General features: G+C 47.9%; 14 protein-coding genes. 12 read left to right on the top strand and 2 right to left on the bottom strand.

Going from position 1 to position 13,026, the window contains the following annotated elements; genetic code table 11:
* The first annotated feature begins 85 nt into the window (after positions 1 to 85).
* The 10 genes from skp to tilS all read left to right on the top strand — a co-directional run bounded on the left by skp (position 86) and on the right by tilS (position 11,173).
* A complete protein-coding gene (gene skp, locus PCO85_06045; protein WJV54982.1) occupies positions 86 to 583 on the top strand; it encodes a molecular chaperone Skp in 498 nt (165 codons plus the stop codon).
* 3 nt (positions 584 to 586) lie between these two features.
* On the top strand, positions 587 to 1,609 hold the full coding sequence (gene lpxD, locus PCO85_06050) for a UDP-3-O-(3-hydroxymyristoyl)glucosamine N-acyltransferase (protein WJV54983.1): 1,023 nt from the start codon (positions 587 to 589) through the stop codon (positions 1,607 to 1,609).
* Between the two features lie 151 nt (positions 1,610 to 1,760).
* Positions 1,761 to 2,216 carry a 3-hydroxyacyl-ACP dehydratase FabZ gene (gene fabZ / locus PCO85_06055; protein ID WJV54984.1) on the top strand — a complete coding sequence of 152 codons (456 nt, stop codon included), beginning with the start codon at positions 1,761 to 1,763 and terminating at the stop codon, positions 2,214 to 2,216.
* A gap of 4 nt (positions 2,217 to 2,220) precedes the next feature.
* Positions 2,221 to 3,009 carry an acyl-ACP--UDP-N-acetylglucosamine O-acyltransferase gene (gene lpxA / locus PCO85_06060; protein ID WJV54985.1) on the top strand — a complete coding sequence of 263 codons (789 nt, stop codon included), beginning with the start codon at positions 2,221 to 2,223 and terminating at the stop codon, positions 3,007 to 3,009.
* 3 nt (positions 3,010 to 3,012) lie between these two features.
* Positions 3,013 to 4,161, top strand: coding sequence for a lipid-A-disaccharide synthase (gene lpxB, locus PCO85_06065; GenBank protein ID WJV54986.1), 1,149 nt, complete (start codon positions 3,013 to 3,015; stop codon positions 4,159 to 4,161).
* Positions 4,158 to 4,754 (top strand): ribonuclease HII, encoded by a 597-nt coding sequence (gene rnhB, locus PCO85_06070; protein ID WJV54987.1) that lies wholly within the window; start codon positions 4,158 to 4,160, stop codon positions 4,752 to 4,754. The genes lpxB and rnhB overlap by 4 nt, the downstream gene beginning before the upstream one ends.
* Positions 4,755 to 4,834: 80 nt before the next feature.
* On the top strand, positions 4,835 to 8,317 hold the full coding sequence (gene dnaE / locus PCO85_06075; GenBank protein WJV54988.1) for a DNA polymerase III subunit alpha: 3,483 nt from the start codon (positions 4,835 to 4,837) through the stop codon (positions 8,315 to 8,317).
* A 12-nt stretch (positions 8,318 to 8,329) separates the two neighbouring features.
* On the top strand, positions 8,330 to 9,289 hold the full coding sequence (accA, locus tag PCO85_06080; GenBank protein WJV54989.1) for an acetyl-CoA carboxylase carboxyl transferase subunit alpha: 960 nt from the start codon (positions 8,330 to 8,332) through the stop codon (positions 9,287 to 9,289).
* 176 nt (positions 9,290 to 9,465) lie between these two features.
* Positions 9,466 to 9,855, top strand: a complete 390-nt coding sequence (locus PCO85_06085) for a VOC family protein (protein ID WJV54990.1) — start codon at positions 9,466 to 9,468, stop codon at positions 9,853 to 9,855.
* A gap of 7 nt (positions 9,856 to 9,862) precedes the next feature.
* Complete coding sequence (tilS, locus tag PCO85_06090) at positions 9,863 to 11,173, top strand: tRNA lysidine(34) synthetase TilS (protein WJV54991.1); 1,311 nt, start codon at positions 9,863 to 9,865, stop codon at positions 11,171 to 11,173.
* 45 nt (positions 11,174 to 11,218) lie between these two features.
* On the opposite strand, the gene rof is transcribed toward tilS, so the two are convergent.
* Together rof and PCO85_06100 are read right to left on the bottom strand one after the other, a co-directional pair.
* Positions 11,219 to 11,479, bottom strand: coding sequence for a Rho-binding antiterminator (rof, locus tag PCO85_06095; protein WJV54992.1), 261 nt, complete (start codon positions 11,477 to 11,479; stop codon positions 11,219 to 11,221).
* Complete coding sequence (locus PCO85_06100; GenBank protein ID WJV54993.1) at positions 11,466 to 11,666, bottom strand: YaeP family protein; 201 nt, start codon at positions 11,664 to 11,666, stop codon at positions 11,466 to 11,468. Before PCO85_06100 ends, rof begins: the two co-directional genes overlap by 14 nt.
* A gap of 239 nt (positions 11,667 to 11,905) precedes the next feature.
* Between PCO85_06100 and PCO85_06105 the strand changes: the two genes are divergently transcribed.
* Both PCO85_06105 and PCO85_06110 read left to right on the top strand, forming a co-directional pair.
* Complete coding sequence (locus PCO85_06105; GenBank protein WJV54994.1) at positions 11,906 to 12,454, top strand: YaeQ family protein; 549 nt, start codon at positions 11,906 to 11,908, stop codon at positions 12,452 to 12,454.
* A gap of 46 nt (positions 12,455 to 12,500) precedes the next feature.
* Positions 12,501 to 12,974 (top strand): copper resistance protein NlpE N-terminal domain-containing protein, encoded by a 474-nt coding sequence (locus tag PCO85_06110; GenBank protein ID WJV54995.1) that lies wholly within the window; start codon positions 12,501 to 12,503, stop codon positions 12,972 to 12,974.
* Positions 12,975 to 13,026 lie beyond the last annotated feature (52 nt).

Below are 13,026 nucleotides of genomic sequence, written 5' to 3' on the forward strand. Positions count from 1 at the left end.
TTCAAGCTAGTGTGCCGAAACCATTGTACTGTGCAGATTAAAAATGTGTGAAAAGCACAAATCAGTTAGGGTGAGGAGTTTTATAGTGAAAAAGTGGTTGTATGCTGCGGGTCTTGGTTTCGTGTTGGCTGTTTCAGCTAGCGTGCAGGCTGCTGACAAAATTGCAATTGTCAATATTTCCAGCATTTTTCAACAGCTGCCACAGCGAGAAACAGTTGCTAAACAACTGGAAAATGAATTCAAAGGCCGAGCTTCTGAACTACAGGCTATGGAACGCGATCTGCAGGGGAAAATGCAGAAACTACAGCGTGATGGCTCGACAATGAAAGCCAGTGACCGCAGTAAAATGGAAAAGGCGATCATGGCACAGCGCAAAGAATTTTCTACCAAAGCACAGGCTTTCGATCAGGATAACCGTCGCCGTCAGGTGGAAGAACGTAACAAGATTTTGAGCCGTATTCAGGATGCTGTAAAAGCCGTTGCTAAAAAGCAGGGTTATGACATTGTGATTGACGCTAATGCTATTGCTTATGCGGATAATGCAAAAGATATTACTGCTGACGTGTTGACACAGGCTAAATAATACATGCTTTCAATTCGACTGGACGCTTTGGCACAACAGTTGGATGCTCAATTACACGGTGATGGCGATATCGTCGTCACCGCTGTTGCGTCGATGCATTCAGCACTGGCAGGTCAGATCACTTTTTTATCTGATAGCCGCTATCGTGAACAACTGGCAGATACGCAAGCATCAGCTGTAGTACTGACAGAAGCGGATTTACCTTATTGCAAGATTCCTGCGTTGGTAGTAAAGAATCCTTATTTGACATATGCGCGTATGGCGCAGTTGATGGATACTACGCCGACTCCGGCTCAGGATATATCGCCTGCCTCAGTGATTGCTTCCGATGCATGTTTGGGGGATTCTGTATCAGTCGGTGCCAATGCAGTCATTGAATCTGGTGCCGTACTAGGCGATGGCGTGGTGATCGGTGCCGGTTGCTTTATTGGAAAAAATGCCAGAATTGGTGCAGGAACCCGTTTATGGGCTAATGTAACTATTTACCATAATGTCGTGCTGGGTAAAGCGTGTCTGATTCAATCAGGAGCAGTGATTGGTGCAGATGGTTTTGGCTACGCGAATGATCGTGGTAACTGGATAAAAATACCACAACTAGGGACGGTTAAAATCGGTGATCACGTTGAGATCGGTGCCAATACTACCATCGATCGTGGCGCTTTGGATGATACGATCATCGGTGATGGTGTCATCATTGATAACCAATGCCAGATTGCACACAACGTTGTGATTGGCGACAATACCGCAGTTGCTGGTGGTGTAATTATGGCAGGAAGTTTGAAGATCGGCCGTTATTGCATGATTGGTGGTGCCAGCGTAATTAATGGTCATATGGAAATTTGTGACAAAGTAACAGTGACAGGCATGGGTATGGTAATGCGGCCTATCACTGAACCTGGAGTCTATTCCTCAGGAATTCCGTTGCAGCCCAATAAAGTCTGGCGTAAGACCGCAGCATTGGTAATGAATATTGATGATATGAGTAAGCGGCTGAAAGCTGTTGAGCGCAAGCTCGGAAAAATCTAGTCACCAATATTTATCTCCGCTGTGTTCTACAAGCAAGACGAGCGCAAAGGCGCTTAATCCTTATTTGCGGCCTGCTTGATGTTCCCTGTTTTAGGGACTATGCAAGTCGTGTTGTTGATGACATCAATTTTATATGGACAGGAAGAGTATTTTGAATACTGACACCCATACTCTGAATATTGAAGAAATTCTGGAGTTGTTACCGCATCGTTATCCTTTTTTGTTGGTGGATCGTGTACTGGATTTTGAAGCAGGCAAATTTTTACGTGCGGTTAAAAATGTTTCTTTCAATGAGCCTTTTTTTCAGGGGCATTTCCCAGGGAAGCCTATTTTCCCCGGTGTACTGATTTTGGAAGCAATGGCGCAGGCAACCGGAATATTGGCATTTAAAAGTGTTGGTAAACTTGAACCTGGCGAACTCTATTATTTTGCTGCCATTGATGAAGCCCGTTTTAAACGCCCGGTAGAACCAGGTGATCAGATGATCCTGGAAGTCGAGTTTATTAAAGAACGTCGTGGTGTCGCCCGTTTTAAAGGTGTAGCCAAAGTCGATGGAGAAGTGGCTTGTGAAGCTGAAATGATGTGTGCTCGTCGTCGGGAGGTTTGATAGCGTGATAGATAAAACTGCCTTTATTCATCCCAGCTCGGTTATTGAAGAGGGTGCTGTTATCGGTGCCGGTGTGCATATCGGTCCGTTTTGTTATGTCGGTTCTCAGGTCGAAATCGGTGCAGGAACGGTACTCAAATCTCACGTTGTGGTTAACGGTATCACTAAAATTGGTTGTGATAATGAAATTTATCAGTTTGCCTCTATTGGTGAAGTTAATCAGGATCTGAAATATGCGGGAGAGCCGACATGTGTCGAGATTGGCGATCGTAACCGTATTCGCGAAAGTGTGAGTATTCATCGTGGCACGGCACAAGGTGGTGGGTTGACTAAAGTCGGTAACGACAATTTACTGATGATCAATACACATATTGCCCATGACTGCATGGTTGGTGACCGTTGTATTTTGGCTAACAATGCAACGTTGGGTGGCCATGTCTACATCGGTGATTACGCTATTATCGGCGGGATGACGGCGGTTCATCAATTTTGTGTTATTGGTGCGCATGTTATGGTTGGTGGTTGTTCCGGCGTAGCGCAGGATGTTCCACCTTATGTTATTGCCCAAGGCAATCACGCCACACCGTTCGGGATTAATATTGAAGGTCTGAAACGCCGTGGTTTTGATAAAGAAACCCAGCATGCTATTCGTAACACCTACAAATTAATTTACCGCAGTGGTAGAACACTCGACGATGTTAAACCCGAGATTGAAGTACTGGCCGTTGGTCATCCGGCAGTACAAGTGTTTCTCGACTTCTTTGCCCGCTCGACGCGCGGTATTATCCGCTGATTTATGACTCCGCGCCCACTCATTATCGGAATAGTCGCCGGGGAAACCTCCGGCGATATTCTTGGTGCCGGATTAATTCGCGCACTTAAGGCCAAAATACCGGATGTCCGTTTTGTGGGCGTTGCCGGACCGCAGATGTTGCAGGAAGGATGTGAAGCCTGGTACGAAATGGAGGAATTGGCCGTCATGGGAGTGGTCGAAGTACTGGAACGTCTGCCTCGCTTATTAAAGATTCGTCGTGATTTAACACGCCGCTTCAGTGAATTGAAGCCAGATGTTTTTGTTGGGATTGACGCACCTGATTTCAATATCACGCTGGAAGGACGTCTGAAGCAGCGTGGAATCAAAACCATTCATTATGTCAGCCCATCAGTATGGGCCTGGCGACAGAAACGGGTTTTCAAAATTGGCCGGTCAACAGATCTGGTTCTGGCATTTCTGCCTTTTGAAAAAGCGTTTTATGATCGTTTTAATGTCCCCTGTCGTTTTATCGGTCATACCATGGCTGATGCCATGCCATTACATCCCGATAAACAGGCTGCCCGCATTGCTCTGGGGTTGGCGGTGGATGCACGTTGTCTGGCGTTGCTACCAGGTAGCCGGAGTACCGAGGTGGAAATGCTGAGTGCCGATTTTCTTAAAACGGCGCAGTTGCTACGACAAACTTACCCAGAACTTGAAATCGTGGTGCCGTTGGTTAATAGCAAACGTCGGGCTCAGTTTGAGCAGGTAAAAGATGTAGTAGCACCGGAATTGACAGTTCACATGTTGGATGGTCATGCCCGCGAAGCTATGGTGGCCAGTGACGCCACATTACTGGCTTCCGGTACGGCTGCACTGGAGTGTATGTTGGCAAAATGCCCGATGGTTGTGGGTTATCGAATGAAGCCGTTTACCTTCTGGTTGGCCCAGAAACTGGTAAAAACCCCTTGGGTATCGTTACCTAATCTGTTGGCTGGTCGTGAACTGGTTAAAGAGTTACTGCAAGCGGATTGCACTCCGGACAAGTTGGCGGCAGCTCTGATGCCTTGGCTGCAAAGAGGAGAAGAGGCCGCCACGTTGCAGGGTGATTTCCTGACGTTGCATGAACAGATTCGCTGTAATGCTGACGAGCAGGCTGCTCAGGCAGTACTGGAATTATCAAAATTATGAATAAATCATTTAGTTACCCTCAGGCAACCTGTATTGCCGGGGTTGATGAGGTAGGGAGAGGCCCGTTAGTGGGCGCAGTTGTTACTGCGGCAGTGATTCTTGACCCTAATCGCCCGATTGTCGGGTTGGCAGACTCGAAAAAATTGAGTGAAAAACGCCGTCTTTCTCTGTATGACGAAATTAAGGACAAGGCGCTAGCCTGGAGTCTGGGACGTGCAGAACCGGAAGAGATTGATCAGCTGAATATTCTGCATGCCACAATGTTGGCAATGCAACGCGCAGTCGCTGGTTTGGCCTTGACGCCTGATTATGTTTTAATCGATGGTAACCGTTGTCCAATGCTACCCATGCCGTCGTTGGCGGTGGTGAAGGGTGATGACCTCGTACCGGAGATTAGTGCCGCATCAATACTTGCCAAAGTCACGCGAGACTGGGAAATGGAAGCGTTGGACAAGATTTTCCCCGCTTATGGTTTTGCGCAGCATAAAGGCTATCCTACCGCTTATCACCTGGAAAAACTGGCTACCTTAGGGGCTACCCATCATCACAGGCGCAGTTTCGCTCCGGTTAAACGGGCGTTGGGCTTGGCATAGTAGAAATACATATTACTTATCTGCCTGATAATTTTATTATGTTATCAGGTTAATTACTTGACACATTCTAGGATCTGGATATGGCCGAACCACGTTTTGTTCACCTGCGTGTTCACAGTGACTATTCCATGATCGATGGACTGGCGAAAGTCGGGCCGTTGGTAAAAAAAGCAGCGTCGCTGGGAATGCCAGCGCTGGCGATTACCGATTTCACCAACCTGTGTGGCCTGGTGAAATTCTACGGCGGTGCGCACAGTGCTGGAATTAAGGCTATTGTCGGTGCTGATTTACTGGTTTCAAGTGAAGAGTTGGGCGATGAGCCGTCTCAACTCACTATCCTGGCAATGGATAATGAAGGTTATCAGAACCTGACGCTACTGATCTCTCGTTCTTACCAGCGGGGCTACGGTCCTGTTGGGCCGACCATTGAACGTGAATGGCTGATTGAGCATCAACATGGTTTGTTATTGCTATCAGGTGGGCGACATGGTGATGTAGGGAAATTTTTATTACGTGGTAATCAGACGCAGGCAACGCAATGTTTGGCTTTTTATCAACAGCATTTTCCTGATCGTTACTATCTTGAGTTGATCCGTACTGGTCGTCCTGATGAAGAAAGTTATCTGCATTCTGCCGTGGCAATGGCGGTGGAGCATGGTTTGCCCGTGGTCGCGACCAACGATGTTCGCTTTATCAGTGAAGACGACTTTGATGCGCATGAAATCCGCGTTGCCATTCACGATGGATTTACGCTGGACGATCCCAAACGTCCGCACAATTACAGTTCGCAGCAATACATGCGCAGCGAAGAGGAAATGTGCGAGCTATTTGCGGATATTCCTGAAGCGCTGATTAACAGCGTGGAGATTGCTAAACGTTGTAATGTCACTATTCGGCTGGGAGAGTATTTCCTGCCGCAGTTCCCTACGGGTGATATGTCCACGGAAGATTACCTGGTTAAGCGTGCGAAAGAAGGGCTGGAAGCGCGTCTGATGTATCTATTCCCGAATGAAGAAGATCGGGCTGAGAAACGTCAAAAATATGATGAACGTCTGGATATTGAGTTGAAAGTCATCAACCAGATGGGATTTCCCGGTTACTTCCTTATCGTGATGGAGTTTATTCAGTGGTCTAAGGATAACAATGTACCGGTTGGTCCGGGGCGAGGTTCAGGCGCCGGATCGTTGGTGGCGTATTCGCTGAAGATTACTGATCTTGATCCGCTTGAATTCGATCTGTTGTTCGAACGATTCCTTAACCCGGAACGTGTCTCCATGCCAGACTTTGACGTCGATTTTTGCATGGAAAAACGTGATCTGGTCATTGACCACGTCGCGGATATGTATGGTCGGGATGCCGTTTCCCAGATTATTACTTTCGGTACGATGGCAGCTAAAGCGGTAATCCGTGACGTAGGGCGCGTACTGGGGCATCCATATGGTTTTGTGGATCGAATCTCCAAGCTGATACCACTCGATCCTGGTATGACCCTGGAAAAAGCATTTGCCGCCGAGCCTCAATTAGGCGAAATTTATGATGCCGATGAGGAAGTCAAAGCGTTGATCGACATGGCGCGCAAGCTCGAAGGGGTGACGCGTAATGCCGGTAAACACGCCGGTGGTGTGGTGATATCACCGACGAAAATCACTGATTTTGCGCCACTGTATTGTGATCCGGAAGGTCATCACCCAGTTACTCAGTTTGATAAAAGTGATGTGGAATACGCCGGGCTGGTGAAATTTGACTTTCTTGGCCTGCGAACCCTGACCATCATTGACTGGGCACTGGAGATGATCAACGCGCGTCGGGCTCGGGCCGGGCAGGATCCGATCAACATTGCCGCTATTCCGCTGGATGATAAAAAGAGCTTTGACATGCTACAGCGCTCGGAAACCACGGCGGTGTTCCAGCTTGAATCGCGCGGCATGAAGGACTTGATTAAGCGCCTGAAGCCTGACTGTTTTGAAGATATGATCGCGCTGGTGGCCTTGTTCCGTCCCGGGCCCTTGCAATCGGGTATGGTAGATAACTTTATTGACCGCAAGCATGGTCGAGAAGCTATTTCCTATCCCGATATCCAATGGCAGCATGAGTCACTCAAACCGGTGCTGGAACCGACCTATGGTATTATCCTGTATCAGGAACAGGTGATGCAGATAGCCCAGGTGCTGTCAGGGTATACTCTGGGTGGCGCGGACATGTTGCGTCGAGCGATGGGTAAGAAAAAGCCGGAAGAGATGGCCAAGCAGCGCTCTGTGTTTAAAGAGGGCGCGGAGAGAATGAACGTCGACGGTGAGCTGTCGATGAAAATCTTTGACCTGGTGGAAAAATTCGCGGGTTATGGATTTAACAAATCGCACTCTGCGGCTTATGCGCTAGTCTCTTATCAGACACTGTGGTTAAAAGCGCACTATCCGGCTGAATTCATGGCTGCCGTGATGACAGCGGATATGGATAACACCGATAAAGTTGTGGGTCTGGTGGACGAGTGCTGGCGCATGGGCCTGAAAATTCTGCCGCCGGATATCAATAGTGGGCTGTACCATTTCCATGTGAATGATGACGGAGAGATTGTCTACGGCATTGGCGCGATTAAAGGCGTGGGTGAAGGGCCGATTGAAGCAATCATTGAAGCGCGGAATAAAGATGGTTATTTCAAGGAGCTGTTTGACCTGTGCGCACGTGCTGATACTAAAAAGCTTAACCGACGGGTACTGGAAAAGCTGATTATGTCGGGGGCTTTTGACCGACTTGGACCTCATCGGGCCGCGCTGATGAATTCATTGGGGGATGCGCTGAAAGCTGCGGATCAGCACGCTAAAGCGGAAGCTATCGGGCAAGTGGACATGTTTGGTGTCCTGGCGGAGGCGCCGGGGCAGGTAGAGCAATCATATAGTACAGTGTCTCCATGGCCGGAACAGGTTGTTCTGGATGGTGAGCGGGAAACGCTGGGTTTGTATCTGACCGGCCACCCGATTAACCAGTATCTTAAGGAAATTGAGCGTTATGCAGGAGGCTTACGTTTAAAAGATATGCACCCCACGGAACGGGGAAAGCTTACCACAGCAGTCGGTCTGGTACTGTCTGCCCGAGTTATGGTGACTAAGCGTGGAAACCGGATTGGTGTTGGTACTCTTGACGATCGTTCCGGGCGTCTTGAGATCATGCTGTTCACCGATGCACTGGAAAAATACCAGCATCTGCTGGAAAAAGATCGCATTCTTATTGCCAGCGGACAGGTCAGCTTTGATGACTTCAGCAGTGGACTTAAAATGACGGTCCGCGAGTTAATGGATATCAGCGACGCGCGGGAAAAATATGCTCGCGGACTTGCTATCTCGCTGACTGACAGGCAAATTGATGACCAGTTGTTAAACCGTCTCCGTCAGTCGTTGGAACCCCATCGATCAGGGACGATTCCAGTGCATCTTTACTACCAACGGGAGAATGCGCGTGCCCGGTTACGCTTCGGTGCTGCATGGCGTGTCACGCCGACCGATGTGTTGCTGAATGATTTGCGCACTTTAGTGGGTAATGAACAGGTAGAACTGGAATTTGACTAATATAGGAATACTATGAGTCTGAATTTTCTTGATTTTGAGCAGCCGATTGCAGAGTTGGAAGCGAAAATTGACTCGCTGACCGCAGTCAGCCGTCAAGACGAAAAATTGGATATTAACCTGGACGAAGAGGTTAAGCGTCTACGCGAAAAAAGCGTTGAGTTGACACGTAAAATTTTCGCTGATCTGGGTGCTTGGCAAATCGCCCAGTTGGCTCGCCATCCACTGCGCCCATATACGCTGGATTATGTTAAGCACATCTTTACTGATTTTGATGAATTGGCAGGAGATCGAGCTTACGCTGATGATAAAGCCATCGTTGGTGGGATTGCTCGTCTGGATGGGCGTCCGGTGATGATTATCGGTCACCAGAAGGGTCGCGAAACCAAAGAAAAAATTCGTCGCAATTTTGGTATGCCAGCGCCAGAAGGTTATCGAAAGGCATTGCGCTTGATGGAAATGGCCGAGCGTTTCAAAATGCCGATCATTACCTTCATTGATACTCCTGGTGCATACCCGGGCGTAGGTGCGGAAGAGCGCGGTCAGTCTGAAGCGATTGCCCGTAATTTGCGCGAAATGTCGGGTTTGAGTGTACCGATTATCTGTACTGTTATTGGTGAAGGTGGTTCTGGTGGAGCATTAGCCATCGGTGTGGGTGACAAGGTGAATATGCTGCAATATAGCACCTATTCTGTTATTTCCCCCGAAGGGTGTGCATCTATTCTGTGGAAAAGTGCCGATAAGGCACCTCTGGCCGCTGAGGCGATGGGTATTACCGCGCACCGCTTGAAAGAGCTGAATTTGATCGATAGCGTTATATCTGAGCCACTTGGCTCGGCTCATCGTGATATTGAAACGATGTCTGAATCACTGAAGTCCCAGTTGTTGGTTGACTTGCGTGATCTGGATGTATTTAGTGAGCAGGAATTGCTTAATCGTCGCTATCAGCGTTTGATGAATTACGGTTACTGTTGATTCCTTTCAAGTTTCCAAACGCTATTGGTTTGACACAGTAATTTAAATATCGGTAAAAGTCCGCAATCAGAAATGAGCGCGGACTTTTTGTTATTATGGGACGGACAGGACGATTTTCGCCTATGCCGGGTGTTGCCGTACTGAATAACTATTTGCACTGAAACCGTGAGAGAGTGATGCTTAAAATTCAAGATATTCATCATATTGCCATCATCGCATCTGATTACGAACGCAGTAAGCGGTTTTATTGTGATGTGCTGGGTTTTACACTATTGCATGAGGTTTACCGTGCGTCGCGTGATTCTTGGAAGGGCGACCTGGCATTAAATGGTCATTACCTTGTTGAGCTGTTTTCATTTCCTCAACCACCAACCCGAGTGAGTCGCCCTGAGGCCTGTGGTTTACGTCATCTGGCGTTCTTTGTTGAAGATATTGAACAATCTATCGCTGAGCTAACGCAATTCGGTGTGATCTGTGAGCCTCTACGTGTTGATGAGGAAACCCAGCGTCGGTTCACTTTTTTCAGTGATCCTGATGGACTGCCACTTGAATTGTATGAACGGTAACCATGATATGAGCAGCGAAGAGATTTTGCTGGCTGAGGTGTGTCGCAGGACTGCAATGTATTCTCATTGTCTGGTGGCCTACAGCGGCGGATTGGATTCCAGTGTATTGCTGAACCTGATGACGCGCATCAGACAGCAACATCATATTTCCTTGCGGGCGGTTTATGTTCATCACGGTTTGAACCCTCTGGCGGATAGCTGGGCAGAGCATTGTCGCCAGCAATGTCAGCGTTGGCAGGTTCCGTTTGATGTGCTGCATGTGGATGTCGATGCCCGGCAGAAAGGGATTGAGGCAGCGGCACGTGAGGCGCGTTATCAGGCATTGAAAAATCATCTGTTACCCGGTGAAGCGTTACTGACTGCCCAACATCTGGATGACCAGAGCGAAACTTTTCTACTGGCGCTCAAACGAGGGAGCGGCCCGGCAGGACTAGCCTCAATGGCTGAACACTCCTCGTCGAACGGTCATGTTTTATTGCGCCCATTATTGACATTTTCCCGTACTCAACTGGAAGCGTATGCACAGACACAACAGCTTTCCTGGATTGAGGATGACAGCAACGGCGATGATCGTTTTGACCGCAATTTTTTACGTCTGCACGTATTACCTTTGTTAAAACAGCGTTGGCCGCATTTTCTTTCTGCTGTGGCACGTAGTGCTGCATTGTGCGCAGAACAAGAGCAATTACTGGATGAGTTGTTGGCCGAGTCGTTACAGGCAATAAGCGATGCCGATGGTGCTCTGTACATTGATGCACTGATGCCATTGAGCCCGGCACGTCGTTTTGCATTGTTGCGTCGCTGGATAGCAAAGCAAGGTGCGAAGATGCCTTCCCGTGATCAGTTGCAACGCGTATGGCAAGAAGTGGCAATGAGTAAACAGGATGCGGAGCCGCAATTACAACTGGGCAATGTGCAAGTCAGGCGTTTTCGGCAGCAACTTTATTTATTACCACGGATGGATTCACTCAAATCTTGCATTCTGCCGTGGCAACTGGCGTCGTCGTCACTTGTATTACCGGATGGGTTGGGGTGTTTAATGCTAGCGTCTCATGGCACTCATGTGCGCTCTCCACGAGAGGGAGAGCAGGTAACAGTCCGGTTTATGGCGCAAGGGAAAATTCATATAGTGGGTAGACAACATGGCCGTCAGATAAAAAAGTTGTGGCAGGAGATGGGTGTTCCGCCCTGGCAGCGGGAACGCACGCCACTACTCTTTTATAATGAGCAAATTATTGCCGCTGTGGGTGTGTTTATCACGATGGAAGGGCAGGTGCAACACGGTGAAGATGGTTGGCATATTGACTGGCAGCGGTGAAGATAAAAAAACGGACAACCTGAGTTGTCCGTTTATAGTAGCGATTTAAGGCTCACTGACAACAACTTTGCCTATTTCCGGATGGCTAAAGCTGAGGATATGATCGAGCCTAAGCTCATGGAGGTGACCAGCATCTTCAAGCACCAAATATTCAATATGTTTTCGGGAAACCATATCGCTGGCTTTCCCGGTAATGATTTCTCCATTACGCAACTCTACCGTTAGCGTAAGATGCTGCTGGCAGGTTGCCTCCAGGTTGTCATAATCATCACAATTGATGGGTTGATATTCATTACTCATTGACATAATCGCTCACCAATAAGTTAGCGGCGGCATAAGCCGCCTGTTCCCTGACTGAGGACGGCAATTCGCTGTTTGTGGCGATTCCATCCAGGGTTTTTAATACACAACCCAGTGCGTCGGGTACATAGCCCAGATCACCACTGGCAATTTGAGCGTATAGACGGCGTACTATTTCACTGTATTGTTGCACAAGATCCTCCCTTAGAGCTCAACCCGGTAGGCATTCATGCATCATACGTTATTATGTTAACGGACTACGTAAGCCTACGAAGATAAACTCTGTTATCTCATTCGACTATAGCATAGCCATTCACAGCTTATCAGCATTATGCAACAGCCTAATCCGCGATTAACGGCGCAAGTGTCACCTTTACTGTGAGCATTGCACATTCTCAAGTACACTGGCTGCATTACTCAATGAGGTGAATAATGGCGTTAAAAGCAACGGTTTATAAAGCGGCAATCAACATAGCAGATATGGATCGGCAGTTTTTCCACGATGCCAGTCTGACGATTGCCCAACATCCTTCCGAAACCGATCAGCGTATGATGTTAAGGTTGTTAGCCTGGATTTGCCATGCTGATGATAATCTGCGTTTTACCCGAGGACTCAGTGCGGATGATGAACCGGAAATCTGGCAGCATAGCGATTCACAGCAACTGGAACTATGGGTTGAACTCGGGTTGCCGGATGAACGGCGACTCAAAAAAGCCTGTAGTTTATCGCCTCATGTGGTGCTTTATGCTTATGGTGAACGCGCTGCACAGGTTTGGCGGCAAAGTATGGCGGAGAAAGTGGTAGCATTCAAAAACCTGACGATACGTTTTCTGGATGACCAGCAGCTTAATCAATTAGCAGGATTGGTGCAGCGTAATATGTCATTACAAGCTACGCTACAGGAAGGAATTATTTGGCTATCAGATAATGATAATAATCTGGAATTATCGTTTACTGAGTGGCAAATTGCCCGACAATAGAGATGATGTTCTGCGCTCAACAAGGAGATACGACAGGAGAATCAGGATGAATAAACTGATGATAAGGGGGTTGTTGGTTTTTGTGTTGTCAGTGTTAATCGGTTGTCGTTCATTTTCTCCGATTCAGGAAGAACCTTTGCGACCGATGGCACAGAATTACCGTGGTACGCTATCGAGTAGTGATTGTGCCAATATCGAAGTTTCACTGTTTCTGAGTAAAGACGGCCGTTTTGCCTTACAAAAATATTATCAGAGTGGGGAAGATGGTCTAAAAACTACCGCAGAATATGGGCAGTGGCGCCGGACGGCAGAGAAACTGGTATTGACCGGTTTCAATGGTGAGAAGCGTTATTTTCGACCCAAAAATAGTAATGAACTGGAAGTTTTGGATAGTGATGGGAAACCGCTGAAATTTCGTAATCGTCATCAGTTAATTGCGATTGATGAACCGCGAATGAAGGCTCCGGTGATTATCTGGCAACCAGTAACGTATCATACCCGTATGGTAATACTTTCTTGATTATTATGATTTTTCACGCGAACGCAGTCTAATGAGTAAGGGCCAGACCGCA

Source organism: Prodigiosinella aquatilis, from assembly GCA_030388725.1.
Classification (GTDB): domain Bacteria; phylum Pseudomonadota; class Gammaproteobacteria; order Enterobacterales; family Enterobacteriaceae; genus Prodigiosinella; species Prodigiosinella aquatilis.

Coding starts and splice junctions, on each gene's coding strand:
- lpxD (WJV54983.1), top strand. CDS start 587: ATGCTTTCAATTCGACTGGACGCTTTGGCACAACAGTTGGATGCTCAA.
- lpxB (WJV54986.1), top strand. CDS start 3,013: ATGACTCCGCGCCCACTCATTATCGGAATAGTCGCCGGGGAAACCTCC.
- rnhB (WJV54987.1), top strand. CDS start 4,158: ATGAATAAATCATTTAGTTACCCTCAGGCAACCTGTATTGCCGGGGTT.
- dnaE (WJV54988.1), top strand. CDS start 4,835: ATGGCCGAACCACGTTTTGTTCACCTGCGTGTTCACAGTGACTATTCC.
- accA (WJV54989.1), top strand. CDS start 8,330: ATGAGTCTGAATTTTCTTGATTTTGAGCAGCCGATTGCAGAGTTGGAA.
- PCO85_06085 (WJV54990.1), top strand. CDS start 9,466: ATGCTTAAAATTCAAGATATTCATCATATTGCCATCATCGCATCTGAT.
- tilS (WJV54991.1), top strand. CDS start 9,863: ATGAGCAGCGAAGAGATTTTGCTGGCTGAGGTGTGTCGCAGGACTGCA.
- rof (WJV54992.1), bottom strand. CDS start 11,479: ATGTCAATGAGTAATGAATATCAACCCATCAATTGTGATGATTATGAC.
- PCO85_06105 (WJV54994.1), top strand. CDS start 11,906: ATGGCGTTAAAAGCAACGGTTTATAAAGCGGCAATCAACATAGCAGAT.
- PCO85_06110 (WJV54995.1), top strand. CDS start 12,501: ATGAATAAACTGATGATAAGGGGGTTGTTGGTTTTTGTGTTGTCAGTG.